Genomic DNA, 24,067 nt, shown 5'->3' on the forward strand with positions numbered 1-24,067 from the left:
GTCCCGCGTGCCCGATTTCTCGGGGACAATATGGCGTTCAGACATCCGACCAGGGAATCATGGAACCGTGGAACGTTTGCGGGGATGGCCGGTCACCCTGACCGAGGGCCCTGTAGGGCTGCGCCCGCTGCGGCACCGCGACGCCGCCGTCTGGCGCGAGCTGCGGGTCCGCAACGCCGACTGGCTCCGCCCCTGGGAGCCGACCAATCCCGAGACGCCGTTGTTCCGCAGCGGCCTCGGCCCCTACATCAGCATGGTCCACACCATGCGCCGCGAAGCCCGCCACGGCCTCGCCCTTCCCTGGGTCGTCACCCATGAGGACGATTTCGCCGGGCAGCTCACCATCGGCGCGATCGTCTGGGGTTCGGCGAGGTCCGCGCAGATCGGCTACTGGGTCGACCGGCGCGTCGCCGGCCGCGGCGTCATTCCCACCGCCGTCGCCCTCGCCGTCGACCACTGTTTCTTCACCGTCGGCCTGCACCGGCTCGAAGCCAATATCCGTCCGGAGAACACCGCGAGCCGCCGCGTCGTCGAAAAACTCGGATTCCGCGAAGAGGGAATTCGCCGCCGCCATCTCCACATCGACGGCGCCTGGCGCGACCACATCTGCTACGCCCTCACCGTCGAGGACGTGCCCGGTGGCCTGCGCGCCCGCTGGCTGGCAGACCGGAAACAGGCATTTCCCCGGCGCTCCTGAGCGGCCCATGACTTTCCCGCCGTAAGAATCCTGCGATCGAGAAGTCCCGGCAAACGGAGAGTAACGGCGAGATCGATCTCGCGACACACCGCCCCTTATGCTCGTCAACCTCTGACAGCCCCTCGTACCGTGCGGGGCGTGACCCTGCTCCCATTGCACGTTCGCGCGCCGAAAGTCGGCCCGCCTCGCGAGCGTGCCCTGGAACGGTGGGGCCGATGAGCAGCGCCGTCCTTTACCTCGCGATCGTCGCCGTCTGGGCCGTCGTCCTGGTACCCATGTGGCTGCGCCGCGACACCGAGACCACGGGAATCTCCCGCCTCCTGCACAAGCGTCCGGACGAGCCCGCCGCCGAGGACGACGCCGACGACCAGGAGACGCTCCACGAGGAGGAGACCCTCCGCGAGGAGGGCCTCCCCGCGCCGCGCCGCCCGGGCGGCCGCGCCGCCGTCATCGCCCGGCGCCGCCGCCGCACCAGCGGCCTCGCCGCGCTGCTCCTCACCTCCGTGGCGATCTCCGCCTCCGGCCTCACGCCCTGGTGGATCGTCGCGCCCCCGGTCCTGCTGCTCGCCGGCCACCTGGCGCTCCTGCGCGTCGCCGTGGGCATGGACACCGCCCGCCGCCGCGCCGCCGCCCAGGCCCGCGCCGCGGCCCGCGCCCGCGCCCTGCAGGCCCGCAGAGCCGCCGAGGCCGCCGAGGCCGCCGAGACCGCCGAGGTCATCGAGCTCGTCACCCCCGACGAGGTCTTCGACCAGTACGCCGACGACCGCCGCGCCGTCGGCGAATAACCGGTGCGCGAGCAGTCCCCGATGTTTGCTAACCTTACGGAGTCCTCGGGGCTGTGGCGCAGTCCGGTAGCGCACCTCGTTCGCATCGAGGGGGTCAGGGGTTCAAATCCCCTCAGCTCCACCCAGGTCAAAGGCCGGTTCTCCGAAGAGACACCGGCCTTTTTGGTGCCCGTACGGCAGTGAAGTACAGCTACGTCGCCTCACGCTTCGCGTCCGACGAGTTGGCACAGGCGGGCGCGCGCCACCCGTTTAGAGGTCGCGGGGGCGCTGTGGCCGGCCGACTTCACTGCTGACCGATCAGGTTGGGTGCTGCCTAGACTCGGGGTCATGCTCAGACTCGGCTTTCCTGTGATCGGCGTGAACGACATTCCCCGGGCCGTGGCCTTCTGGACGTCCGCGCTGGACCTGGTGCCCGTGTCCGAGTGGGAGAGCCCACGTTGGCGGACACTGGAATACGCGGATGGGTCGGGCCGGGCGCTCGCTCTGATGCACAGCAGTTCGCCCGCCGAAGCGCACCCGCGCATCCACCTCGACCTGTTGACGGACACCACAGACGAGCAGGAGGCCGAGGTCGCGCGTCTGGTCGAGTTGGGAGCCACCAGAGTCGACTGGGACCGGTATCCCCCAGACGCTGACTTCGTGGTCCTCGCCGACCCGGACGGCAACATCTTCTGCGTCGTGGATCTGAGCCGGGCCCCGTCCGGTTCGTCCTGACCTCCGGCGGGACGAGCACCCCGGACCCGGCCCGGCAGACGGCGACCCTTGGATCGGGTCAGGGGACGGTCTCCGGGAGCAGCTTTCCGGCGCGGACGGCGTTCAGGCGGTGACGGATGAAGCGGTCCTGGTGCTCGCCCCATGTGTCGGGCTTTGTGGGGTGGGTGCTCTGGTCGGGGTGCTTTCGGTAGAGCCAGGTCACCGAGGGTTCCTGGTAGCCGTCGAAGACTTCGCTGAGGGCGATGAACAGGGCCACGTCCTGCGCGCGGGGGAGGGCGCCCCAGCCGCCGAAGGCGCGGATCAGGTCGGCGGGGGCGACCAGGCCGGCGCAGGCCGCCTGGCAGAGGCCCGTCTCTTCGTACAGGCGGCCGATCGTTCCGGCGGGCACCAGGCCGCAGGGGTAGGCCAGGGGGTAGGGGACGCGGCGTCCGTCGATCAGATCGTCGGCCTGGCCGATCGTCCAGCCGATGCCGGGATGCTCCTCGAAGGCGGGGATGAGCGTCGCGAGGCCGTCGGGGAGAAGGACGTCGTCATAGTCGAGCACCGCGACCAGTTCGCCGCGTGCCCGGCTCAGGGCGAAGTTCCTCGTCGTACCGGTGCCGAGCTGGGCGCTGTTCGCCTCGTAGAGCGCGCCCGGGCAAAGGTCGCGGGCGGTCGGGGCGTCCCCGTCCTCCTGGACGAGCCATTCGAGGTCCCAGCCAGGGGGGAGGCGTTGCGCCGCGACGCCGGCGGCGGCCTGCCGCAGGTAGCCGGGGATCGGCCTCCGTACGGCGGTGATGATCGAGATCAGGGGCATGGCACTCCTCCTCGTCCGGGCGCACGGCCTTGATGATCACATGGTCCGGGGCGGGGGCGGGACGGCGGCAGCCTTTACAGTGCTCAGATGGACGTGAGCGCGATGCTGGAGCAGTACGCCTATCCGGAGACGACGCCGTGGCTGCGGGCGAACATGATCGCGTCGCTCGATGGGGGGATCCAGTACCAGGGGAGCACCAGCGCACTCGGGTACGCGGGGGACTGGGCCCTCATGCAGCGGCTCAGGACGCTGGCCGACGTCGTGATCATGGGGGCCACGACCGTCCGGGAGTACGGGGCGTATCCGAAGGAGGCGCGGAAGCTGGCGATCGTGTCGCGGAGCCTGCGGTTCGACTTCGACGGGCCGCTGTTCGCGGAGGCGCCCGCGCCGCCGATCGTCATCACGTGCGGGGCGGCCCCGGCCGACCGGCTTCGCGAGGCCGAGAAGCACGCCGAGGTCCTGGTGTGCGGGACCGACTCCACGGACATGGGCATGGCGTTGCGGCGGTTGGCCGACAAGGGGTACGAGCGCCAGCTCTGCGAGGGAGGGCCGGTCCTGCTCGCCCAGATCGCCGCCGCGGGTTGGCTGCACGAGCTGTGCCTGACGTTGAGTCCGGTCGTCACCGCCGGCGACGCCGCGCGCGTCCTCGACGGCCCGGCCATCGACATGCAGCGCATGGAACTGTGCCACGCGATCCCGGACGAGAACTACCTCTACCTGCGGTACCGCAGGGCCCAGGGCTAGACGACGTTGTGGCGGACGTAGGCGGGCGGGCGCCAGCCGAGGATGCTCTCGACCATGTTCACCGCCTGCCTCGCCTCCGCGACGTCGTGGACCCGGACGATGCGCGCGCCGCTCAGGATGGAGACGACGAGGGTGGCGATGGTGCCCTCGACGCGGTCGTGCTGGTCCCGCTCCAGGGTCTCGCCGATGAAGTCCTTGTTCGAGACGGCGACGAGCAGCGGGTAGCCGAGCTGTGCGATCTCCGGGAGGCGGCGGGTCAGTTCGAGCGAGTGGTGGGTGTTCTTGTTCAGGTCGTGGCCGGGGTCGATGATGATCCGGTCCGCCGGCACGCCGTGCTTCTCGGCCAGGGCCGCCCGCAGGCGGAGGAACTCGGCGACCTCGGTGACCACGTCGTCGTACTGCGGGCGAGGGTAGGGCGTCCGGGGGTCGGCGAGGCTGTGCGTGACGATGAGGGTCGCGCCGGCCTCCGCGACCACGTCGGCGAGGGCGGGGTCGTGCAGGCCGCTCGTGTTGTTCAGGACGTCGGCGCCGGCGGCGAAGGCGGCGCGGGCGACCTCGGGCCGGTACGTCTCGACGGAGATCACCGCGTCGGTGCGGGATCGGGCGCCCTCGATGACCGGGACCACGCGGTCGATCTCCTCTTCGACGCTCACCGGAGGCCCGGGAGCGAAAGGGACGCCGCCGATGTCCAGCCAGTCGGCTTCGTGGACGAGCGCGTTCTCTACTGCGACCAATGCCTTGTCCAAGGCGAAAGTGCGGCCCCGGTCGTGGAATGAATCGGGAGTGCGGTTGATTATCGCCATCACGGCGACCTGCCGCGAGAAATCGAACGTGCGCCGCCCGATCGTCCGTTCGGGGCAAATAATCTCGGGGTGGTAGAAAGCGTTCTTTTCGCTCACAATAGCCGCCTAAGTTGAACTTGGCGCCAGCATAGCAAGGGGGCCGGAGGCTACCTCTCCGGTCGCACCCGCCGCCGTCCCACGGTGGTGACGAGCCGCAGGAGAGTGAAGAAGACCAAAGCCCCGCCGACCACCAGGAGCATGGAGAGCGCCCGCTCCTGGAGGCCCTGCGATTTGATCACCACTGCTCCGGACCCGGCGATGAAACCGACGAGGGCGACGAAGAGCCCGAGGATCTCCACCATCTTGAGCAGGCCGGACGAGACCATCTCCTGCGCCGCGTCGACGCGCTGGGCGAGCCTCAGCGACGCTTCGTCGAGTCGTTGTTCGAGCTCGGCCGACGCCGCGGCGATTCTCTCGTCCACCTGGGCGGCGATGGAGTCCGCGATGGCCTGGGTGTTGCGCTCCATCTGGTTCTGCAGATCCTGGGCCAGGATGATCGAGCGCCGCTCCTGCGTGAACTGTTCGTGCACCAGAACGTCGCCGGGGCCGAGGGCGTCTATCGCCCGGTCTATCTCGTGGAGCCCGTCAGCGAACCGGCCCAGTTTCCGATATGCCGACGCGCGCCGGTAGTAGACAATGGCGTTCTCCTGGCCGCGCGCCATCATCTCGTCGGAGAGGTCCAGCATCATCTGCGGCTGTTCCGGCAAGTGGTCGGCGAAATTGATGCCCGTCAGGAGCACCTGGTTGCTCTTGTCGTCCGCGTCGGGAGCGTCGACCGCCCGCCGGAACAGGCCGGGCGCGTTCGAAGCGCGGGTGCCGAGTGCGGAGAAGGCCGCGAAGCTCAGGACGAGGGCGTCGTCGTCGAACTCGGCCAGCCAGCCGATACAGAGCCGGTGGAGCTGCGCGAACTTGAAGTCGAAGCGCAGCCGCTGGCCATGGATGTAGACGAGGCAGAGCCGCGCGGTACGGGTGTTGTTCGCCGCCAGGATGCGCGCCCGGTCGGTCTCGTCCAGGTAGCCCTGACCGTTCTTGCGAGCCAGCCAGGCGAGGTCTGTGGCCGCTCGCCGGATCTGCAGTACGGAGAGCCCGAACTCTTCGACCCGGGCGACGAACTCGTCCGTCCACGCCGAGGGAGGTCCGGCGGTGGCCGCCGCGTAGTGGTCGACGAGGATGGACGCCTTCTCCGCGTCCGACGCCGCCTCCATGCGCTCCGCGAGCCGGTCGCTCTCCGGACTCTGCCGTTGAGGCGGGACGCCGTTGCCCATGAGACCCCTTGCCGTGAAGCGACCTGATCCGGCCCAGCAGTCTAGGCCGCCGGTCGGTGCGGAGGCGCGGGGGAGCGCATCATCGGAGGTCAGAGGGGAAGGTAAGCCCGCATGATCGCTGGCAGCAGTCCCGAGCCCGACGAGGCGACCGTGAAAGCCGTGGGCAAGCTGAGCGAGGCCCTGGAGAGCGTCGAGCGCGCCCGGGGCCATCTCTACTCGTGGCACCAGCTCACCGGCAAGGCCGACTTCGAGTTGGGCGACGCGGCCGAGCTGCTCGCCAAGGCCGGGCACCAGGAACTCGCGGACGAGCTGTCGCGCGAACTCGTGGGCCGCAACGTCCTCCCGGACCGTTGGAGCTTCCAGGCGGTCGAGGAGTACGAAGACACCTACTACGAACCGCTCCGACGTTATGAGGCGCGCGTACGGGAGTCGTTGACCGCTGGTCGACGGCACCTCTACGAGGCACGGCTCAAGGAGGAGCGGCGCACCCACGGGCACCCCCACCACACGGCCGCGCCAGGCGATCCGTAGCGGCCGGTGCGGAGGAACGCCGTGGAACGCGGGGCGCCGAGGTTCGGAGTTCCTGGAGCGCCGGTGCGCTCCAGGAACTCCGGTCAATCGGCGCCTATCCCTTGCACGCCTTCTGCGCGTAGGAGTAGGTGCTGCCGTGGTCGCACTTGTCGCCCACGGCCTTGGGCAGGTTGACCGTTCCGCCGTCCTTCAGGAAGACCTTCCAGTCTCCGGTCTGCATCTGCCAGAGGCGGGAGGTCACCTGCGTCTCCCCGCTGTGGGGAGCGGCCGGAGCGGCCGGAGCGGCCGGGGCGGCAGGGCCGCCGGAGCCACCCGAGGAGGAACCGGACCCGGGGAGTCCGGTCGTCCCCGTTCCGCCGACGATCAGAAGGAGGATCGCTCCCGCGACCCACCCGGTTGTCTTGTTCTGCATTGTTCCGACTGGCAGCCGGCCCCGCCCCCGCGGGGCTCACCTTGGCACCAGTCCTCCTGTGTGGACGACCGTCCCCAGCGGTCCGGGACCAGCAAGCCTTCGGTGCCGCGGAAGGCGGGGCGAGTGAGGGTGGCGGCGCGGGATCGCGGTCGGGCCGTTGGCGCACGGGGAGGCGGCGGAGTTGGCTAATCTATCGACTTGGTAGGATTTCCACTCTCGTACCACCCATCCCTTCCGTTTCATGAGGTCGCCCATGCCGCAAAGTCGTCCGTTCGTCAGCCTGGCGACCGACTTCGGCGCGGCGTACACGGCGATCTGCGCCGGGGTGGTGTACGGGATCGCCCCGGACGCGAACGTGCTGGTGCTCAGCGACGAGATCACGCCGTTCGACGTGCGGGAGGGGGCGATGCTGCTGCGGCAGGCGCTGCCGTACCTGCCGGTGGGCGTGCACGTCGGGATCGTGGATCCGGGCGTGGGCACCTCGCGCCGGCCGCTGGCGATCGCGACCGGGCGCGGCGATGTGCTGGTCGGGCCGGACAACGGGCTGCTGGTGCCGGCGGCGGAGGCGCTGGGCGGGATCGTCCGGGCGCACGCGCTGGAGAACCCGGCCTACCGGCTGCCCCAGGTCTCGACCTCGTTCCACGGACGTGACGTCTTCTCTCCCGCCGCCGCCCACGTCGCGGCAGGGGTGGACGCGGCGGATCTCGGTGCGGCCGTCGACCCGCTGCCGCTGGACGTCCCGCCCCCGGTGGTCCGGCCAGGGGAGCTGACCGTTCCCGTGCTGTACACCGACCGGTTCGGCAGCCAGGTGCTGGGCGCCGAGCCCGGCGATCTGGCGGAGGCGTTCGGCACGCTGGAGCCGGGCACCCCCCTTGACGTGGAGTGGAACGTTGCAGGCGGTCCGTCCCGGACGGTCCGCGTCCCGTTCCAGCTCACCTTCGGCAGCGTCGCGGTCGGGGAGCCGCTGCTGTGGACCGATTCGTCCGGATGGCTCGCCCTGGGCGTCAACCAGGGACGTGCCGCCGACGCCCTCGGCCTGGCCGGCGCGCAGACCCTCACTCTGCGCGCGGTGCCGCGTCCATGACCCTTACCCCCTCTCACCGCCGGAGGAATCTCCTGTGATCCGCCGTCCCCTCGTGGCAACGCTCGCCGGCGCCGCCGCGCTCGCCCTCGCCGTCAGCGCCTGCGCCCCGCAGGACGAGGACTCCGGTGCCTCGGCGAGCAAGAGCCCCGCCTCCTGCGCCAAGGACAAGCTGCCGCTGAAGTCGCCCGGCAAGCTCACCATCGCGACCGACAAGCCGGCGTTCGAGCCGTGGTTCAAGGACGACGACCCGTCCAACGGGCAGGGCTACGAGGGCGCCGTCGCCTACGCGGTCGCCGGCCGGCTCGGCTTCACCAAGGACCAGGTGGTCTGGAAGACCCAGTCGTTCGAGTCGTCGTACGCGCCGGGGCCCAAGACCTTCGACTTCGACATCAACCAGATCTCGGTCACCCCCGCGCGCGAGAAGGCGGTCGCGTTCAGCGACGGCTACTACGACGTGCAGCAGGGCGTCGTGACGCTCAAGGGCGGCAAGTTCGAGAACGCCAAGACCGTCGCGGAGCTGAGCAAGGCGCGCATCGCGGTCCAGGTCGGGACGACGTCGCTGCAGGCGGTGAAGAACCAGCTCAAGCCCGCCGACGAGCCGAAGATCTTCAACACGCAGATCGACGCGGTGAACGCGCTGAAGAACAAGCAGGTGGACGTGCTGGTGGTGGACCTGCCGACCGCCTTCTACGTCACCGCCGCGCAGATCGACGACTCGAAGATCGTCGGTCAGCTGCCGCAGTCGCAGGGCGGCGCCACCGAGCACTTCGGGCTGCTGATGGAGCGGGGCAGCGGGCTCGCCGGCTGCCTCGACCAGGCGATCGGGCAGCTGAAGTCGTCCGGTGAGCTGGCGAAGATCCAGCAGCAGTGGCTGACCGCGTCGGCCGGCGCACCCGTCCTGAAGTGACCGCGCAGGCGGGCGGGCAGACCGCCTGGGTCAAGAGCGAGCGGCAGCGCGAACGCGAGCGCCGGCGCCGCCGCGCCGACGTCCGGTCCGGATCGGTGGCCGCGGCCTCGACGGTGCTGTGCGCCGCGGTCGTGGTGGTCGTCGTGGTGGGGTCGCCGGGCTGGCCCCGCGTGCACGAGACGTTCTTCAACTGGGGCGAGTTCACCGGCGCGTTCCCCGACGTGCTGCGCGGCTTCTGGCTGAACGTACGGATCTTCCTGATCGCCGAGGTGGCGATCCTGGTGCTGGGGCTGCTGGTCGCGCTCGCGCGGGGGATGCGGACTCCGCTGCTGTTCCCGGTGCGGGCGCTGGCCGTCGCCTACACCGACGTGTTCCGCGGCATCCCGACGATCCTGCTGGTGTACCTGGTCGGATTCGGGCTTCCCGCGCTGCGGTTGCAGGGCGTGCCCGAGAGCCCGGCGGTGCTGGGCGGGTTCGCGCTCGTCCTGTCCTACGGGGCGTACGTCGCGGAGGTGTTCCGGGCCGGCATCGACTCCATCCACCCGAGCCAGCGCGCCGCGGCCCGGTCGCTGGGCCTCAGCAAGGCCCAGAGCCTGCGGTACGTGGTGCTGCCGCAGGCGGTGCGCCGGGTCGTCCCGCCGCTGCTCAACGACTTCGCCTCGCTGCAGAAGGACACCGCGCTCGTCGCGGTGCTCGGTCCGCTGGAGGCGCTGCGGCAGGCGCAGATCCACTCGGCCGACACGTTCAACTACACCCCCTACCTGGCCACGGCGGTGCTGTTCATCGCGCTGACGGTGCCGATGGCCCGGTTCACCGACCATCTCGCGGCGCGCGCCGAACGCCGCCGCGCCCCCGGAGGCGGCCGATGAGCACCCCGCTGCTGCGCATCGAGGGCGTCTGGAAGACCTACCACGCCCACCCGGTGCTGCGCGGCGTCGACCTGGACGTCGCGCCGCACGAGGTCGTCTGCCTCATCGGGGCCTCCGGATCGGGCAAGTCGACGCTGCTGCGCTGCGTGAACGTCCTGGAGACCGTCGACGACGGCGCGATCTTCCTGGAGGACGACGACATCACCGACCCCCGCGCGGACCCCGACAAGGTCCGCAAGCGGATCGGGATGGTGTTCCAGTCCTACAACCTGTTCCCGCACATGTCGGTGCTGGACAACATCACCCTCGCCCCTCTCCGCGTCCACAAGCGCTCGAAGGCGGAGGCCGCGGAACAGGCGCACGAGCTGCTCGAACGGTTCGGCCTGGCCGACAAGGCCGGGGAGTACCCCGACCGGCTGTCGGGCGGCCAGCAGCAGCGCGTCGCGATCATCCGGGCCATGGCCACCCGGCCGAGCCTGCTCCTGCTGGACGAGGTGACCTCCGCGCTCGACCCCGAACTGGTCACCGAGGTCATGGGCATCATCCGGGAGCTCAAGGACTCCGGCATGACGATGATCCTGGCGACGCACGAGATGGGGTTCGCCCGCGACATCGCCGACACCGTCTGCTTCCTCCATGACGGCGTCCTGCTGGAACGCGGCCCGGCCGAGCAGATCTTCGAAGAGCCCACCGAACCGCGCACCCGCGAGTTCCTGAGCCGCGTCCTGGAGTCCCGCCGCCTCTGAACCGGGCGCCCGGGACGGGCGGCGGATCCGGGCGACCGGCCGCGGAGAAGTGTTCGTCTGAACGGCGGCACCCTCGTGTGAACGAGGGTGCCGCCGTTCGCGTTCACGCCCTCGCCAAGCCCGCGACCGACCGTGTGATCTGCGTCTTTTCTTCGCCGACCGCACTGCGCCCGCCGCTCTTGCCCACACTGTCTTCACTGTTCCGGCCATCCGCCGGGACATGTCCGGATTCTGCGGAATCCCGGCGTGTCCTGGCTCGAACGGCCAGAACACGCCGTGATCCACGGGATCACAGCCAACTCCGCCCTAGGGGCGGAGGCAGTCTCAAAGGAGAGACCCGTGTACGGCGTTGTCGTACTCATCGAATTGCTGATCCAACAAATCGGCTGGGCCTTCAACACCCTGGCCGACCCATTGGCGAGCGGGCTGGTCACGGGTGTGACCGGTGCCCTCGTGATCTGGGGCGGCACGGTCTGGCTCACCAGGAAGGCCCTTCCGTTCCGGTCGCTCACGCCGTACGACCGAGTGGTCGTCGGTCGCCTCGCGTTCGGCCTCGCAGTGATCAACGTGGGCTACCCCTACGGCTCCCAGCTGGTGGGCATGGGGGCGATCATCACGATGTCCGCTCTGGGGCCGCTCTGCTCCAACGGCCGCGTACTGTGGACGATCTTCCGGCATCCGGCGGAGGCGCCGGCCGGCGTTCTTCGGGGCGCCGTCTGGAGCGTCGTGTTCCGCGTGGCCGCGTTCGCGGGAGTCGTGGTGGTCAACGAGCCCTGGAACGGGTTCGAGCACTCTCCCTGGGAGACGGGGATCGGGATCGTCTGCGGACTTCTCGGTGCCTGGAGTTTCTGGAACTACCTCCACTGCCTGTACGACGAGGAGCACTATCCGAAGGCCGTGGACCGGCTGAGGATCCTGGCGGTGGCGGATCTCGTCGCGATTCCCCTCACCGCCCTCGCGGTGTGGGGGGCGAGCCTCGGCCTCGGCGGAGGGTTCTCGGAGCTGTCGTCGGGGAAGGTGCTCCTGCTGGGCACCGGCGCCGGCATCCTGTCCTTCGCGGTGCCGACGTTCATCGGTGCCTGGGTGAGCGGCAAGGTCTCGCTGCACGTGTCGAGCCTGCTCTACCTGCTCGACAGTCCGATGGGGTGCTTGATCGGCTTCATCGGTGCCGCTCTCGGGGTCCTGGGCGCGGTGCAGGCCCCCGGACCTCTGGTCTGGGTCGGGATGGGCGTGGTCTTCCTCGCTGCGCTCGCCGCCGCCAGGCGCCCGATCCCGAAGGTGCAGTGGTCGAAGGACGAGCACTGCTTCATCTCGCCGAAGGGCGCTCCCGCCTGACGGTCGCATCGGCCGGGCGGGCCGCGGCATGTGCCGCGGCCTGTCCGGAGCAGTCACCACGAGTGGGGAGGGGCGGCCGCCCCTCCCTACACTCGTCCGCGCGCGGCACGCTCTAGGCTCACCAGCGTGAAACTGGACGAAGCGGTACGAATGTGGGACCCGGAGCCGGGCTGGCTGAACACCGCGAGCTACGGCATACCGCCGGAGCCGGCGTTCGAGGCGCTGCAGGGCGCGCTGGCCGAGTGGCGCCGCGGGGCCAACGGCTGGGACAGGTGGGACCGGTCCACCGGTCGCGCGCGCGGCGCGTTCGCGCGCCTGGTCGGCGTCGCGGCCGAGGACGTGGCCGTGGGCGCCTCCGCCTCGCAGGTGCTGGCCCCGGTCGCCGCCTCGCTTCCGCCGGGCTCGCGCGTCCTCGTCCCCGACATCGAGCAGACGTCGAACCTGTTCCCCTGGCTCGTGCAGGATCTCGACGTGCGGACGGTGCCGCCCGCCGAGCTGCCCGGCGCGATCGACGAGCGCACGGACGCGGTCGCCTTCAGCCTGGTCCAGTCCGCGACGGGCGAGGTCGCCGCCGTCGACGAGGTCGTCGCGGCGGCGCGGGCGCACGGCGCGCTGGTCGTCGGCGACGCCACCCAGGCGGTCGGCTGGCTCCCGGTCGACGCGACGCCCTTCGACGTCCTCGCCGTCTCGGCGTACAAGTGGCTGATGTGCCCGCGCGGCACCGCCTTCTGCTACGTGAGCCCGGCCGTGCGCGACCGCATACGGCCGCTCGCCGCCAACTGGTACGCCGGTGACGGCGACGCCTCCTACGGCCCGCCGCTGCGGCTGGCGAAGGACGCCCGCCGGTTCGACATCGCGGCTCCGTGGTTCTCCTACGTCGCGGCCGCCCCCACGCTGGAGCTGCTCCTGGAGATCGGCATCGGGCAGATCCACGAGCATGACGTGCGGATGGCCGACCGGTTCCGGGCCGGCCTCGGCATGCCGGCGGGTGACAGCGCGATCGTCAGCGTCGCCCGGCCGGGCGCGGCTGAACGGCTCGCGGCGGCCGGTATCCGGGCATCCGTCCGCAAGGGCGCGGCGCGCCTGGCCTTCCACCTCTACACGACCGAGGCCGACGTCGACGCCGCCATCGCTGCCCTGGCCTGAGCCAGGCCCCGCACGAGCGCGGTCTCATCGGCGGGGCGGGACGTTCTGGTCGCGCACGGACGCTCGGCTTCTGCCCATTCCGGCGGGCGGACGCAGCCGGCGCGCTTCGAGTGCCAGGAAGGCGGAGAGGACGACGACGCCGCCGGACTCCAGGCCGAGCGCGAGCATGACGGTCGTCCGGTAGCCGTATTCGTGGAACCCGAACAGCGCGCTCTGCTCACTGATCAGAAGACCGATGAGGGTTCCGAGCGAGAAGACGATCGCTCCGAGCGCCACGGGCGCGTGGGGGGCGCGACCGACGACCGGCACGGAGGACAGGCCGGGCAGGGACCTCAGCGGGGCGGCCAGGGCGAGCGCCAGCACCACCGCGCCGACGAAGTTGAGCAGGAACAGCACGCCGATGATCGGGATGACGCGGTAGTGGTCCGCGAGGTACTCGTAGAAATGGACCGCGCCGATGCCGAACAGCAGCAGGACGCCCAGATAGCGCAGCACATTGCTCATGGCGATGCGCTCGTTCCGCTCTCGACCTGTTGGCCCTGGGGTGAGACGGCGTACCATTCGGCGCCGAACTGGGTGAGGGCCTCGCCGCGGGTGTCGCCGCGTCCGGTGTCGGCCTGGTAGTAGTACAGCGGGTGGCCCCCGTAGACGATCTGCGGGGGGCCGTCGGAGCGGCTGATCGTGGCGATCTGGGACCGCTGGGCGCTTCCGGCCGTGGTCGGGGCGCCCTCGGTGGTCACCGGAGGCCAGATGCTCGCGCAGGCTCCCGAGCAGGTCGACTGGTTCGGCGGGTCGGCGACGAACAGGTACAGCGTTCGTCCCTTCTCGTTCACCAGGATCTGCCCGAGGTGCGGCGCCTCCGCCGTGCTGATCTGCGTCCGGCCGGGATTCTGCGAGTTGGTCGCGGTCGCGCACCCGGCGAGCGCCGACGCCGCGAGGGAGGCGGCGACGAGCCTGCCGCCGAACAGGGCCGTCCGGGGACGGCCCGTCTCAGTAGCCACCACCGCCGCCGCCCGACGGCTGCTTCGTCACCGCAGAACCGGACGGGGACAGCACGTACCACTTGGCGCCGAACTGGTTGAGCCCCTGTCCCTTGGCGCTGCCGCTCGCGGTGCCGTCGGGCGCGTAGTAGTAAAGAGGGTGCCCGCTGTAGGTGACCTCGGTCGTGCCGTCGCTCCGCTTGGTGGTGCCCAGCTTCGCCGCGTCCGCTCCCGAACCGGCCTGAGGCTTCCCGCTGGTCGTGACGGGCGGCCACACCGCGGCGCATGATCCGGAGCAGGACGACGTGGTCCCCGTGTCCTTCTGGAACAGGTACACCGTCCGGGACTGGCCGTCGACCACGATCTGCCCCAGCTGGCCCACGGTCGCCGTCTTGATCGTGCCGCCGGGCGCCCCGCCGGCGCCGCCGGTGGGGGTGGCCGAGGTCGGGGGCGCGGTCGTCGGGGAGGACGGGGGCGACGTCGTCGGTGGCGAGGTCGGGGGCGACGTCGTCGGTTGGGACGAGGTGCTCGACCCGCCGCCGCATCCGGCGACGGCGGACGCGACCACGGCGGCCGCGCCGACGGCCAGCGGCGCGATCCGTGCCCGGCGGCGGCGCCGGACGACGGCCGGATCGGATGAACGGCCGCCGGCCGGATAGTGATCGAACATGCGTGGCCTCCCCTCGGAGCGCGGTACCGGACGGCCGGTACCTTCCTCCGCGCCGCATACCCGCCCCGGAAGGGGGGCGAACTGCCCCATCACGGCCATGAACTGGTCTTTTCCGCTGCTGAACGACCGTTGGCGTGCCCATGGCGGCGGGGGAGCCCGGGGCCGGGGAAGTTGGGACTCGGCTGCCGGGGCGTTAGGCGGCGCCGGGGGTCAGTCCGGGACGCCCGCGGCGAGCATGGGGGTGAGGGTGAGGTCGGGGTGTTCGCGTTCGATCGCGCGCACCCGCCACTTGTCGACGAAGACCGCGATGTACGAACCGTCGAGGCTGCGGGTGAGCACCTCGACGCCGCGGCGCCCGTCGAGCGTCTCGGCGGACTCCTTGTCGGTGATGCGGGCGGTCGTGTAGTCGAGGCGGGACAGCTCGACCGGGGCGCCGAACTCGTCGGCCATCCGCGCGGTGAACACCTCGAACTGGAGGGGGCCGACCGCGGCCAGGACGGGGGCCTGGTCGCCGCGCAGGTCGCTGCGCAGCACCTGCACGACGCCCTCGCCGTCGAGCTGGTCGATGCCGCGGCGGAACTGCTTGGCCCGGCTGTTGTCCTTGACCCGCGCCACCATGAAGTGCTCGGGCGCGAACGCCGGGATCGGCGGGAACGTCACGGGGGTCTTGGTGTACAGGGTGTCGCCGACGGTCAGGCCGGAGGCGTTGGGCAGACCGATCACGTCTCCCGGGTAGGCGGCGTCCAGGGTGGAGCGGTCGCGGCCGAAGACGGTCTGGGCGTACTTGGTCGCCAGCGGGCGCCCGGTCGGGGCGTGGGTGAGGGTCGCGCCGCGCTCGAAGCGGCCCGAGCAGACGCGGATGAAGGCCAGCCGGTCGCGGTGCGCCCGGTCCATGCCCGCCTGCACCTTGAACACCTGCCCGGAGAACGGCGCCGTCACCGGGCGCGCGCGGCCCGCGGCGTCGGTGCGCGCGGACGGCGCGGGCGCCAGCCGGCGCACGGTGTCGAGCAGCGCGCCGACGCCGAAGTTGGGCAGCGCGGCGCCGAACAGGACGGGGGTGCTGGAGCCGGCGGCGAAGGCGTCCATGTCGAGGACGGCGCCGATCTCCTCCAGCAGCGCCAGCTCCTCGTTCGCGGTCACCCAGGCCTGGCCCTCCTCGGCGGCGGCCCGGTCGGCCGGGACGCGCTCGGCGGCCGCGCGGGTGGCGCCGCCGGGGGTGCGGCGGAACCGGGTGTAGGAGCCGTCGGCGCGGTCGATCAGGCCGCGGAAGTCACCGGCGATGCCGACCGGCCAGTTCAGCGGCGCCGGGTGCAGGCCGATGCGCTGCTCGACCTCGTCCAGCAGCTCCAGCGGCTCGCGGCCCGGCCGGTCCCACTTGTTGACGAACGTGATGACGGGGATGCCGCGGTGCCGGCAGACGTCGAACAGCTTGAGCGTCTGCGCCTCCAGGCCCTTGGCCGAGTCGAGCAGCATGATCGCCCCGTCGACGGCGGCCAGCACCCGGTAGGTGTCCTCGGAGAAGTCCGCGTGGCCGGGGGTGTCGAGGAGGTTCAGCAGGGCGTCCCCGAACTCGAACCGCAGCACCGAGGAGGTGATGGAGATGCCGCGGGAGCGCTCCATGTCCATCCAGTCCGAGCGGACGCCGCGCCGCCCGGCCTTGCCGTGCACCGCGCCGGCCTGCTCGATCGCCTGCGCGTGCAGGGCGAGCGCCTCGGTGAGCGTGGACTTGCCAGCGTCCGGGTGACTGATCACCGCGAACGTCCGGCGCCGCGCCGCCTCCGCCGCAACGTCCTCCGCAGTGCCGATTCCGGCGCTCACCGCGCTCCCCTCTCCGCCGACCGTCCCCCATACTCTAGGGTCGATTTCCCCCTGGAAGAGATGCGCGAGGCGCCGACCGTTCCGGACCGGCTCCGCCCCGGTGCCGCTAACCGGCGGGGAGGTGGGGGGCGGTCGCGGCGTGCAGGGCCAGGGAGAGCTCGACGGCGCTGTCGACCACGGCGTCGAGATCGTCGCCCAGGCGTCCGTCGGCCCACTGCCGGGCCAGCTCGGTCATCGCGCCGGTGAACATCGTCGCGGCGACGACGACGGGGAGCGGCGGGCTCTCGGCGCGGCTCATCGCGAGGACGCCCTCCAGCAGGGCGGTCTGCGCGGCGCGGCGGCGCTCGGCCAGGAACTCGTTGCCGCGCGCCTCGGCGAACAGGACACGGCCCCGGCGGGGGTCGTCGCTGATGAAGCTCAGCACCCCGCGGATGCCGGCGCGCGTGCGGACGTCGGGGCGGGGGCCCGCCCCGTCCAGGGCGCGGGCGAGGACCTCGCCGAGGGCGGCGGCCTCCCGGTCGTAGACGGCGGCGAGCAGTTCGCCGGTGTCGGCGAAGTTCTCGTAGAAGTAGCGCGTGTGGAGCTCGGCCTCGCGGCACACGGCGCGGACGGTGAGGGCGGCCTCGCCCTCCTCGCCGAACAGCCGGAACGCGGCCCGCAGGAGCATGGCGCGCCGCTCGTCGCGGCGCCGGCCCGCGGGGACGCCGGCCCACCGCGTGGACGCGGCCGTGCGCGTGCTCGCCATGCCGGCCACCCTACCCCGCCGGGCCGGAGCGGCCCCCGAAGTCTGGACACGCGTGTACCCAGACACTTACTCTGGATACACCTGTCACCAGACTGGCCGGGAGTGCGGCATGCCATCGAGGAACACCATCATCGCGGCGCGGTTCGAGCGGGCCTTCGACGCCGAGATCCGCTCCAGGTTCTTCCGCGGGCTGGAGTTCGCCGGACCGGAGGGCGACCCCGGCTGGTTCGGGCCCGGCAGCGCGGTCTGGTACGTCCACTCGCACCTGCCGACCCTGCTGCTCGGGCTGGTCGGGGCGGCCTACATCGAGGGCCTGGACCCGAGCATCAGCTGGATGGCCTACGACCACTCCCGCATCCCCGAGCGGGTGGACGGCGTCCCGACCGGCGGCATCGACCCCGAGGGCGCGGCCGTGCGGCTCGGGCACTCCCTCTCGTTCTTCATCGGGACGGCCTACGGCTCCACCGCGACGGCCGAGCGCCTCGCCCGGACCGTCCGCGCCATGCACCACACGGTGAAGGGCACCCGCCCGGACGGGCTGGCCTACGACGCCGACGACCCCGACTGGCTGCGCTGGAACTACGCGACCGTGGTGTGGGGGCTGGCGACCGCGCACGAGCGCTACCACCGCCGCCCGCTCAAGGGTGACGACCTGGAGCGCTACTACCGCGAGTTCGTCCGCGTCGGCGAGGCCCTCGGCGGGACGGACCTGCCCGCCACCAAGGCGGACGTCGCCGAGTGCCTGGAGTCCTACCTGCCGCGCCTCGCGATCACTCCGATCAAGGCGTTCGGGACCGGGCCCAACCTGCGCGGCAGCAAGACGAGGCCGTGGGAGCCCGGCAGCCCGTTCATGGACTGGGCGGCCCGCGACATGCTGCCGGAATGGGCGCGCAAGCTCGCCCTCTACCAGCCGCCCAACCCGGTGACGCTACGGCTGCGCAGGACGACGCTCTGGGTCGTCCTCAACGCGCTGCACGACGCCACCGGGCCGCTGCCGGAGTTCCGCCAGGCGCAGGCCCGCGTCGCGGCGGGCGTGTCGGCGCCGGTCGCCTCCACCGCGCCGGACGCGCCCGACCCGGTGCTGTCCCGCGCGGAGGTGGAGGCCACCGCCTGACCCCGTTCTCCGGGCGCGGTGTGCGGGACACGGTCGATCGGGTCTCCCCCTCGCCCCGGAGGGTAACCGAATGCCATTCTGGTGTTCTGGCCGGGACGGAAGCTTGGAGGGGCCATGGCGATCGCCATCAGCGACGAACACCGCGAGCTGGCACGGACGGCGCGCTCGTTCCTGCGCGACCAGGAGGCGCGGGCGGCGAACCGCGCGCTGCTGGACGCCGAGAAGGAGCCCCTGCCCGCCTTCTGGGGGGAGTTCGCCGCGCTGGGGCTGCTCGGCCTGCACCTTCCCCAGGAGCACGGCGGCGGGGGAGCGGGCCTGCCGGAGCTGGTCGTGGTCGCCGAGGAGCTCGGCCGCGCCGCCGCGCCCGGCCCGATGCTGCCGACGATGATCGCGTCCGCCGTGCTCGCCGCGTCGGGGGACGGGGAGCAGCGGGCCCGGCTCCTGCCCGGCCTCGCGTCCGGCGCGACCCCGGCGGCCCTCGGGCTGGACGGCGCGCTCACCGTGACCGGCGGCGCCGCCACCGGGGACGCGGGCGTCGTGCTGGGCGGCGGCCTCGCGGAACTGCTCGTCCTGCCCGCCGGCGACGACATGGTCGTCGTGCGGGCGGGCGCGCCGGGCGTCGCGGTCGAGGTGCCCGGCAACCTGGACCCGTCCCGCCGCTCCGCCCGCGTGCGGCTGGACGGCGCCGCCGTGGAGGTCCTCGCCGGGGCCCGCGCGCACGCGACCGCCGTCGCCCGGACGCTGATGTCCGCGGAGGCGGTCGGCGGCGCGCTGGAATGCGTCGACACCGCCACCGCGTACGCCAAGGTGCGGCAGCAGTTCGGGCGGCCGATCGCGACGTTCCAGGCCGTCAAGCACCACTGCGCGAACATGCTCGTCGCCGCGGAGCTCGCCACCGCCGCGGTGTGGGACGCGGCGCGGGCCGCGTCCGGCCCGTCCGACCAGTTCGAGCTGGCCGCGGCCGTGGCGGCGGCGCTCGCCCTGCCCGCCTTCACCTCCAACGCGGGCCTGAACATCCAGGTGCACGGCGGCATCGGCTTCACCTGGGAGCACGACGCGCACCTGCTGCTGCGCCGCGCCGCGACGCTGGAGGCCGTCGCCGGCCCGCACGCCGCGGAGCGGGACGTGACCCGGCTGCGGGCGGCCGGGGTCGTCCGGGAGGCGAGCCTCGACCTGCCGCCCGAGGCCGAGGCGCGCCGCGCGGAGATCCGCGGGCTGGCCCGGGAGATCGCCGCGCTGCCCCCGGCCGAGCAGCGCGAGAGGCTCATCGAGACCGGCTACGTCCAGCCGCACTGGCCGCGCCCCTGGGGCGTGGAGGCGAGCGCCGGGCTGCAACTGGTCATCGAGGACGAGTTCCGCGCCGCGGGCGTGAAGCGCCCCCAGCTCGGCATCACCGGCTGGGTGATCCTCACGCTCGTCCAGCACGGCACCCAGGACCAGATCGACCGGTGGGTGCGTCTGGCGCTCACCGGCGAGGAGGTCTGGTGCCAGCTGTTCAGCGAGCCCGAAGCCGGGTCGGACGCGGCGGCGGTCAGGACCCGCGCCGTCAGGGTGGACGGCGGCTGGCTCGTCAACGGCCAGAAGGTGTGGACGAGCGGCGCCCAGTACTGCCGCTGGGGCTTCGCCACCGTCCGCACCGACCCCGACGCGCCGAAGCACTCCGGCGTCACGATGGTCGTCGTCGACATGCACCACCCCGGCGTGGAGGTCCGGCCGCTGCGCCAGACGACCGGCACCTCCGACTTCAACGAGGTGTTCTTCTCCGACGTCTTCGTCCCTGACGCCGACGTCGTCGGTGAACCGAACAAGGGCTGGACCGTCGCCCGCGCCACCCTCGGCAACGAGCGGGTCAGCATCGGCGGCGGCGTCGGCGGCCCGCCGGGACCCGACGTGTTCCGGCTCTACGCCGAGCGCGGCGACCGCGTCCCGGCCGCGGCCGAGCGCGTCGGCGCGTACGCCGCCGAGGAGCAGGCCCTGCGCCTGCTCAACCTGCGGTCCGCCGAGCGCGCGGTCGCGGGCGGGGAGCCGGGTCCCGAGGGCAACATCACCAAGCTCGTCCTCGCCGAGCACGGCCACGCCACCGCCGCCCTCCTCGCCGAGTTCGCCGGGCCCGAGACCGCGTTCACCGAGGGCCTCGGGCAGTTCGCGGGCCTGATGCGCCTCGGGTCCCGCGGCATGTCCATCGCGGGCGGCACCTCCGAGATCACCCGCAACCAGATCGCCGAGCGCATCCTCGGCCTGCCCCGCGACCCGCTGATCCGCTAGGACGGCCGGGCCCCGGCACGGCGGCGCCGGGGCCGTGGCCTTCGTCAGGACCGGCGGCGGTGCCCCGCGTCCAGGGACGGGTTGCCGGTCAGGTGCCTGATGCCGGCCATGTCGGTGCCGGGCGGGACGACCTCGTCGATGGCGTCGAGGGTGGCGGCGTCGAGCCGGACCTCGGCGGCGGCGAGCAGGTCCTCCAGCTGGTCCATCGTCTTCGGCCCGATGATGGTCGAGGTGATGGCGGGGTGCTCTGCGACGAAGCCGAGCGCCAGGTGGGTCAGCGAGAGGCCCGCCTGCTCGGCGATCTTGGTGAGGCGCTCCACGGCGTCGTAGCGGGCCGACACGCTGGGGTCGGTGTCGATGGTGCGGCCCCGCCACGCCGGGTTGTCCGACGGCGCGAAGCGGGCGCCCTCGGGGGCCTGCTCGCCGCGCCGGTACTTGCCGGTGAGCCAGCCGCCGGCGAGCGGGCTCCACGGGATCACGCCCATGCCGTGGCGCCGCGCCGCGGGCAGCATGGACTCCTCGATCGACCGGGCGAAGATCGAGTACTGGGGCTGCTCGCAGACGAACCGGACGCCGCCCCGGCGCTCGGCGGCCCACTGCGCCTCGACGATCCAGTCGGCGGGGAAGGACGACGACCCGACGTAGAGGACCTTGCCCTGGCGGACGAGGTCGGTCAGCGCGTCGAGGGTCTCCTCGAGGTCGGTCTCCCAGTCGCGGCGGTGCATCTGGTACAGGTCGATGCGGTCGGTGCCGAGGCGGCGCAGGCTGTCCTCCACGGCGCGGACGATGTAGCGCCGCGACCCGCCCCGCGCGTTGCGCTCGTCGCCGAGCGGGAAGAAGAACTTCGACGCCAGGACGACGTCGTCCCGGCGGCCCTTGAGGGCCTTCCCGACGATCTCCTCGCTCTCGCCGGCCGAGTACATGTCGGCGGTGTCGATGAAGTTGATCCCGGCGTCCAGGGCCCGGTGGACGATGCGCTCGGACTCGCCGTGGTCGGGGTTGCCGACCGCGCCGAACATCATCGCGCCGAGGGTCTGGGTGCTGACCTCGACGCCGGTACGGCCGAGCTTGCGGTACTGCATGCGTGCTCCTCGTCAGTCGCTCGCGCAGAACGCTAGGTGCTGGAGCGCGCTCCAGGTCAAGGCCCGGCCGTCGCCTCGGCGAGCCAGTCGTACCAGGCGTCCAGGCCGTCGCCGCGGGTCGCCGAGACGGGCAGCACCCGCAGCCCGGGGCACAGCCGGCGGGCCGCGGCCCGGCAGGCGTCCACGTCGAAGTCGACGTGCGGCAGCAGGTCGGTCTTGTTGAGCAGCAGGACGTCCGCGCCGCGGAACATGTGCGGGTACTTCAGCGGCTTGTCGTCGCCCTCGGTGACGGACATGAGCACGACGCGGGCCCGCTCGCCGAGGTCGAACAGCGCCGGGCAGACGAGGTTGCCGACGTTCTCCACGAACACCGTGGAGCCGTCCGGCGGCGCCAGCGCGGCCAGCGCCCCGGCCACCATCGCGGCGTCCAGGTGGCAGCCGGCGCCCGTGTTGACCTGGACGGTCCGGGCCCCGGCCGCGGCGAGCCGCCGGGCGTCCAGCAGGGTCTCCTGGTCGCCCTCGATCACCGAGATCGGCCGGTCCGGGCTCAGGTCGGCGACGGTGCGCTCCAGCAGCGTCGTCTTCCCCGAACCGGGGGAGCTCATCACGTTGAGCGCCGCGATGCCGCGTTCGGCCAGCCACGCCCGGTTCCGGCCGGCCAGGTCGTCGTTGCGGGCCAGCACCTTCTGGCCCAGCGTCAGGACGTGCCCGTCCTCATGCCCGTGCCCGTGCCCGTACCCGGGGACGGGGACGGGATCGTGGACGTGGATGTGCCCGGCGGGGTGGCCGGGGCCGTCCCCGGGGGCCGTCAGGGTCGTCAGGCGCGCGGCGTCCCCGCCGTCGCAGCCGCAGGTCTCACACATCGTCGGCGACCTCCACCGCCTTGATCGTCAGGTCGGCGCCGCCGCTGATCACCACGTCGGCGCTGCCGCACGGGCACAGCGCGAGCGGGTCGCGCGCGGGGAACGAGGCCCCGCAGGCGGCGCACTCGCCGACGCCCTCCGGCTCGGTGATGTCGAGCCGCGCGCCCTCGACACACGTCCCCTCGCCGGCCAGTTCGAAGCAGAAGCGCACCGCGTCCGGCATGACTCCGGAAAGTCTCCCTATTTCGAGGTGCACCACCACCACCCGCGAATCGGGCAATTGGGTAGAAATTGCCGCGATGACGCTCTCCGTCACGGCCAATTCGTGCACGCGCCCTCCCGGCCCGCTTCCATTGTCCCAGCGCCGTTCTGCTGCCCGGATCTTCCCAGCTCAAACGGTGTGTTTACCGAATCGGGGAAATGGCTTGAGGGGCTTTTCGGGCGGTGTTTCGCGCTGTTCCCGCAGGGCAACCGCATGGTGTTGGCCGCAGTCGGTCGAGGGGGGAAGCGATGACGAGCGTCGCTCCGGCGCAACCGCTGACGGACGAGATCCACATTCTGTGGACGTCCGAGGGAATGAGCTGCGACGGGGACACGGTCTCGGTGACCGCGGCCTCGCTGCCGAGCATCGAGGACGTCGTCCTCGGCGCGATACCGGGCCTGCCGAAGGTCCACCTGCACAACAAGGTGCTCGCCTACGAGAACGGCGACGAGTTCATGGAGGCGTTCCGGCAGGCCGCGCGCGGCGAGCTGGCGCCCTTCGTCCTCGTCGTCGAGGGTTCGATCCCCAACGAGAACATCAACGGGGACGGCTACTGGACGTCGATGGGCAACGACCCGGAGACCGGCGACCCGATCACGGTGAACGAGTGGATCGACCGGCTCGCGCCGAAGGCGTGGGCGGTCGTGGCGATCGGCACGTGCGCGACCTACGGCGGCATCCACGCCATGGCGGGCAACCCGACGGGCTGCATGGGCCTCGCCGACTACCTCGGCTGGGACTTCCGCTCCGCGGGCGGGCTGCCGATCGTGAACGTGCCGGGCTGCCCCGTGCAGCCGGACAACTTCATGGAGACGCTGCTCTGGGTGCTGCACCAGGCCGCCGGGCAGGCGCCGGTCATCCCGCTGGACGACAAGCTGCGCCCGACGTGGCTGTTCGGCAAGACCGTCCACGAGGGATGCGACCGCGCCGCCTACTACGAGCAGGCCGACTTCGCGCGCGACTACAACTCGCCGAAGTGCCAGGTGAAGATCGGGTGCTGGGGCCCGGTCGTGAACTGCAACGTCACCAAGCGCGGCTGGATGGACGGCGTCGGCGGCTGCCCCAACGTGGGCGGCATCTGCATCGGCTGCACGATGCCCGGCTTCCCGGACAAGTTCATGCCGTTCATGGACGAGCCGCCGGGGGCGAGCCTGTCCACGACGCTGCTGCGGTCCTACGGGCCGTTCATCCGGAAGATGCGGTCGATCACCAACAAGAGCGCCAACCGGGAACCGAAATGGCGCCACAACCGGGAGAGGCTGACCAGCGGCTACCAGCCCCGCTGGCCGCACCAGTGAGCGGCGGCCGCGCCGGTGGGGTCCCCACCGGCGCGGCACGGCCTGACCGGCGAGGACACGAACGCAGGACGGCCGCGCCGACGGACGGCGGCGGGCG

At 72.0% G+C, this 24,067-nt stretch carries 26 protein-coding genes and 1 tRNA gene; 15 read left to right on the forward strand and 12 right to left on the reverse strand.

The window, feature by feature from the left end:
* The first annotated feature begins 76 nt into the window (after window positions 1-76).
* From ABD944_RS06735 to ABD944_RS06750, 4 genes are all read left to right on the forward strand, one after another.
* Window positions 77-697 carry a GNAT family N-acetyltransferase gene (locus ABD944_RS06735; RefSeq protein WP_345173614.1) on the forward strand — a complete coding sequence of 207 codons (621 nt, stop codon included), beginning with the start codon at window positions 77-79 and terminating at the stop codon, window positions 695-697.
* A 215-nt stretch (window positions 698-912) separates the two neighbouring features.
* Window positions 913-1,482, forward strand: a complete 570-nt coding sequence (gene sepX / locus ABD944_RS06740; RefSeq protein WP_345173402.1) for a divisome protein SepX/GlpR — start codon at window positions 913-915, stop codon at window positions 1,480-1,482.
* A gap of 47 nt (window positions 1,483-1,529) precedes the next feature.
* Window positions 1,530-1,603, forward strand: a tRNA-Ala gene (locus ABD944_RS06745).
* 206 nt (window positions 1,604-1,809) lie between these two features.
* On the forward strand, window positions 1,810-2,196 hold the full coding sequence (locus tag ABD944_RS06750; protein WP_345173403.1) for a VOC family protein: 387 nt from the start codon (window positions 1,810-1,812) through the stop codon (window positions 2,194-2,196).
* A gap of 58 nt (window positions 2,197-2,254) precedes the next feature.
* On the opposite strand, the gene ABD944_RS06755 is transcribed toward ABD944_RS06750, so the two are convergent.
* On the reverse strand, window positions 2,255-2,992 hold the full coding sequence (locus ABD944_RS06755) for a glycosyltransferase family 2 protein (protein WP_345173405.1): 738 nt from the start codon (window positions 2,990-2,992) through the stop codon (window positions 2,255-2,257).
* An 87-nt stretch (window positions 2,993-3,079) separates the two neighbouring features.
* Here ABD944_RS06755 and ABD944_RS06760 point away from each other — a divergent pair, with 87 nt between their 5' ends.
* Window positions 3,080-3,736: a dihydrofolate reductase family protein gene (locus ABD944_RS06760; RefSeq protein ID WP_345173406.1), complete on the forward strand. Its 657-nt coding sequence runs from the start codon at window positions 3,080-3,082 to the stop codon at window positions 3,734-3,736.
* Here the strand turns inward: ABD944_RS06760 and folP are convergent.
* Both folP and ABD944_RS06770 read right to left on the reverse strand, forming a co-directional pair.
* On the reverse strand, window positions 3,733-4,482 hold the full coding sequence (gene folP, locus ABD944_RS06765; RefSeq protein WP_378188471.1) for a dihydropteroate synthase: 750 nt from the start codon (window positions 4,480-4,482) through the stop codon (window positions 3,733-3,735). The two genes, ABD944_RS06760 and folP, sit on opposite strands and share 4 nt — an antisense overlap.
* 203 nt (window positions 4,483-4,685) lie before the next feature.
* Complete coding sequence (locus ABD944_RS06770; RefSeq protein ID WP_345173408.1) at window positions 4,686-5,843, reverse strand: hypothetical protein; 1,158 nt, start codon at window positions 5,841-5,843, stop codon at window positions 4,686-4,688.
* Window positions 5,844-5,954: 111 nt separating this feature from the next.
* On the opposite strand from ABD944_RS06770, the gene ABD944_RS06775 reads away from it, so the two are divergent.
* Complete coding sequence (locus ABD944_RS06775) at window positions 5,955-6,374, forward strand: hypothetical protein (RefSeq protein WP_345173409.1); 420 nt, start codon at window positions 5,955-5,957, stop codon at window positions 6,372-6,374.
* A gap of 94 nt (window positions 6,375-6,468) precedes the next feature.
* On the opposite strand, the gene ABD944_RS06780 is transcribed toward ABD944_RS06775, so the two are convergent.
* Window positions 6,469-6,615: a hypothetical protein gene (locus ABD944_RS06780; protein ID WP_345173411.1), complete on the reverse strand. Its 147-nt coding sequence runs from the start codon at window positions 6,613-6,615 to the stop codon at window positions 6,469-6,471.
* 424 nt (window positions 6,616-7,039) lie between these two features.
* On the opposite strand from ABD944_RS06780, the gene ABD944_RS06785 reads away from it, so the two are divergent.
* From ABD944_RS06785 to ABD944_RS06810, 6 genes are all read left to right on the forward strand, one after another.
* A complete protein-coding gene (locus ABD944_RS06785) occupies window positions 7,040-7,870 on the forward strand; it encodes an SAM hydrolase/SAM-dependent halogenase family protein (RefSeq protein WP_345173412.1) in 831 nt (276 codons plus the stop codon).
* A gap of 34 nt (window positions 7,871-7,904) precedes the next feature.
* Entirely contained in the window at window positions 7,905-8,777 is an 873-nt protein-coding gene (locus ABD944_RS06790) for an ABC transporter substrate-binding protein (RefSeq protein ID WP_345173414.1), read from the forward strand.
* Entirely contained in the window at window positions 8,738-9,646 is a 909-nt protein-coding gene (locus ABD944_RS06795; protein ID WP_345173415.1) for an amino acid ABC transporter permease, read from the forward strand. Before ABD944_RS06790 ends, ABD944_RS06795 begins: the two co-directional genes overlap by 40 nt.
* On the forward strand, window positions 9,643-10,392 hold the full coding sequence (locus ABD944_RS06800) for an amino acid ABC transporter ATP-binding protein (protein ID WP_345173417.1): 750 nt from the start codon (window positions 9,643-9,645) through the stop codon (window positions 10,390-10,392). Before ABD944_RS06795 ends, ABD944_RS06800 begins: the two co-directional genes overlap by 4 nt.
* 339 nt (window positions 10,393-10,731) lie before the next feature.
* Window positions 10,732-11,727 (forward strand): hypothetical protein, encoded by a 996-nt coding sequence (locus tag ABD944_RS06805; RefSeq protein WP_345173418.1) that lies wholly within the window; start codon window positions 10,732-10,734, stop codon window positions 11,725-11,727.
* 126 nt (window positions 11,728-11,853) lie between these two features.
* Window positions 11,854-12,873 (forward strand): aminotransferase class V-fold PLP-dependent enzyme, encoded by a 1,020-nt coding sequence (locus ABD944_RS06810; protein ID WP_345173420.1) that lies wholly within the window; start codon window positions 11,854-11,856, stop codon window positions 12,871-12,873.
* A 24-nt stretch (window positions 12,874-12,897) separates the two neighbouring features.
* Here the strand turns inward: ABD944_RS06810 and ABD944_RS06815 are convergent, their stop codons facing one another.
* From ABD944_RS06815 to ABD944_RS06835, 5 genes are all read right to left on the reverse strand, one after another.
* Window positions 12,898-13,377, reverse strand: coding sequence for a hypothetical protein (locus ABD944_RS06815; RefSeq protein WP_345173421.1), 480 nt, complete (start codon window positions 13,375-13,377; stop codon window positions 12,898-12,900).
* The gene (locus ABD944_RS06820) at window positions 13,374-13,874 is read right to left on the reverse strand and encodes a COG4315 family predicted lipoprotein (RefSeq protein WP_345173423.1); all 501 of its coding nucleotides are present in this window, start codon (window positions 13,872-13,874) and stop codon (window positions 13,374-13,376) included. The genes ABD944_RS06815 and ABD944_RS06820 overlap by 4 nt, the downstream gene beginning before the upstream one ends.
* Entirely contained in the window at window positions 13,864-14,523 is a 660-nt protein-coding gene (locus tag ABD944_RS06825) for a COG4315 family predicted lipoprotein (RefSeq protein ID WP_345173425.1), read from the reverse strand. The genes ABD944_RS06820 and ABD944_RS06825 overlap by 11 nt, the downstream gene beginning before the upstream one ends.
* A gap of 210 nt (window positions 14,524-14,733) precedes the next feature.
* Window positions 14,734-16,341: a peptide chain release factor 3 gene (locus ABD944_RS06830; RefSeq protein WP_345173426.1), complete on the reverse strand. Its 1,608-nt coding sequence runs from the start codon at window positions 16,339-16,341 to the stop codon at window positions 14,734-14,736.
* 106 nt (window positions 16,342-16,447) lie between these two features.
* Window positions 16,448-17,086 carry a TetR/AcrR family transcriptional regulator gene (locus ABD944_RS06835; RefSeq protein ID WP_345173428.1) on the reverse strand — a complete coding sequence of 213 codons (639 nt, stop codon included), beginning with the start codon at window positions 17,084-17,086 and terminating at the stop codon, window positions 16,448-16,450.
* Between the two features lie 109 nt (window positions 17,087-17,195).
* Between ABD944_RS06835 and ABD944_RS06840 the strand changes: the two genes are divergently transcribed.
* Complete coding sequence (locus tag ABD944_RS06840) at window positions 17,196-18,200, forward strand: oxygenase MpaB family protein (protein ID WP_345173430.1); 1,005 nt, start codon at window positions 17,196-17,198, stop codon at window positions 18,198-18,200.
* Window positions 18,201-18,314: 114 nt separating this feature from the next.
* On the forward strand, window positions 18,315-20,465 hold the full coding sequence (locus ABD944_RS06845) for an acyl-CoA dehydrogenase family protein (RefSeq protein ID WP_345173432.1): 2,151 nt from the start codon (window positions 18,315-18,317) through the stop codon (window positions 20,463-20,465).
* Window positions 20,466-20,509: 44 nt separating this feature from the next.
* Here ABD944_RS06845 and ABD944_RS06850 read toward each other — a convergent pair whose 3' ends face one another.
* From ABD944_RS06850 to ABD944_RS06860, 3 genes are read right to left on the reverse strand one after another with little or no spacing between them, the layout of a single operon-like run.
* Window positions 20,510-21,547 carry an aldo/keto reductase gene (locus ABD944_RS06850; RefSeq protein ID WP_345173433.1) on the reverse strand — a complete coding sequence of 346 codons (1,038 nt, stop codon included), beginning with the start codon at window positions 21,545-21,547 and terminating at the stop codon, window positions 20,510-20,512.
* Between the two features lie 56 nt (window positions 21,548-21,603).
* Entirely contained in the window at window positions 21,604-22,410 is an 807-nt protein-coding gene (gene hypB / locus ABD944_RS06855; RefSeq protein ID WP_345173435.1) for a hydrogenase nickel incorporation protein HypB, read from the reverse strand.
* The gene (locus ABD944_RS06860) at window positions 22,403-22,741 is read right to left on the reverse strand and encodes a hydrogenase maturation nickel metallochaperone HypA/HybF (RefSeq protein ID WP_345173436.1); all 339 of its coding nucleotides are present in this window, start codon (window positions 22,739-22,741) and stop codon (window positions 22,403-22,405) included. The genes hypB and ABD944_RS06860 overlap by 8 nt, the downstream gene beginning before the upstream one ends.
* 179 nt (window positions 22,742-22,920) lie before the next feature.
* Here ABD944_RS06860 and ABD944_RS06865 point away from each other — a divergent pair, with 179 nt between their 5' ends.
* Window positions 22,921-23,970 carry an NADH-quinone oxidoreductase subunit B family protein gene (locus ABD944_RS06865; protein ID WP_345173438.1) on the forward strand — a complete coding sequence of 350 codons (1,050 nt, stop codon included), beginning with the start codon at window positions 22,921-22,923 and terminating at the stop codon, window positions 23,968-23,970.
* Window positions 23,971-24,067: the final 97 nt, after the last annotated feature.

Origin of the sequence: Actinomadura verrucosospora (assembly GCF_039540335.1) — a bacterium.
In the GTDB taxonomy this organism is placed as follows: Bacteria; Actinomycetota; Actinomycetes; order Streptosporangiales; family Streptosporangiaceae; genus Spirillospora; species Spirillospora verrucosospora.

What these genes read in the sequence shown, in the direction of transcription:
- ABD944_RS06825 (WP_345173425.1), bottom strand. Translation starts at nt 14,523, where the DNA reads ATGTTCGATCACTATCCGGCCGGCGGCCGTTCATCCGATCCGGCCGTC.
- ABD944_RS06845 (WP_345173432.1), top strand. Translation starts at nt 18,315, where the DNA reads ATGGCGATCGCCATCAGCGACGAACACCGCGAGCTGGCACGGACGGCG.
- ABD944_RS06750 (WP_345173403.1), top strand. Translation starts at nt 1,810, where the DNA reads ATGCTCAGACTCGGCTTTCCTGTGATCGGCGTGAACGACATTCCCCGG.
- sepX (WP_345173402.1), top strand. Translation starts at nt 913, where the DNA reads ATGAGCAGCGCCGTCCTTTACCTCGCGATCGTCGCCGTCTGGGCCGTC.
- ABD944_RS06835 (WP_345173428.1), bottom strand. Translation starts at nt 17,086, where the DNA reads ATGGCGAGCACGCGCACGGCCGCGTCCACGCGGTGGGCCGGCGTCCCC.
- ABD944_RS06850 (WP_345173433.1), bottom strand. Translation starts at nt 21,547, where the DNA reads ATGCAGTACCGCAAGCTCGGCCGTACCGGCGTCGAGGTCAGCACCCAG.
- ABD944_RS06785 (WP_345173412.1), top strand. Translation starts at nt 7,040, where the DNA reads ATGCCGCAAAGTCGTCCGTTCGTCAGCCTGGCGACCGACTTCGGCGCG.
- ABD944_RS06775 (WP_345173409.1), top strand. Translation starts at nt 5,955, where the DNA reads ATGATCGCTGGCAGCAGTCCCGAGCCCGACGAGGCGACCGTGAAAGCC.
- ABD944_RS06840 (WP_345173430.1), top strand. Translation starts at nt 17,196, where the DNA reads ATGCCATCGAGGAACACCATCATCGCGGCGCGGTTCGAGCGGGCCTTC.
- ABD944_RS06770 (WP_345173408.1), bottom strand. Translation starts at nt 5,843, where the DNA reads ATGGGCAACGGCGTCCCGCCTCAACGGCAGAGTCCGGAGAGCGACCGG.
- ABD944_RS06865 (WP_345173438.1), top strand. Translation starts at nt 22,921, where the DNA reads ATGACGAGCGTCGCTCCGGCGCAACCGCTGACGGACGAGATCCACATT.
- ABD944_RS06815 (WP_345173421.1), bottom strand. Translation starts at nt 13,377, where the DNA reads ATGAGCAATGTGCTGCGCTATCTGGGCGTCCTGCTGCTGTTCGGCATC.
- ABD944_RS06760 (WP_345173406.1), top strand. Translation starts at nt 3,080, where the DNA reads ATGGACGTGAGCGCGATGCTGGAGCAGTACGCCTATCCGGAGACGACG.
- hypB (WP_345173435.1), bottom strand. Translation starts at nt 22,410, where the DNA reads ATGTGTGAGACCTGCGGCTGCGACGGCGGGGACGCCGCGCGCCTGACG.
- ABD944_RS06755 (WP_345173405.1), bottom strand. Translation starts at nt 2,992, where the DNA reads ATGCCCCTGATCTCGATCATCACCGCCGTACGGAGGCCGATCCCCGGC.
- ABD944_RS06800 (WP_345173417.1), top strand. Translation starts at nt 9,643, where the DNA reads ATGAGCACCCCGCTGCTGCGCATCGAGGGCGTCTGGAAGACCTACCAC.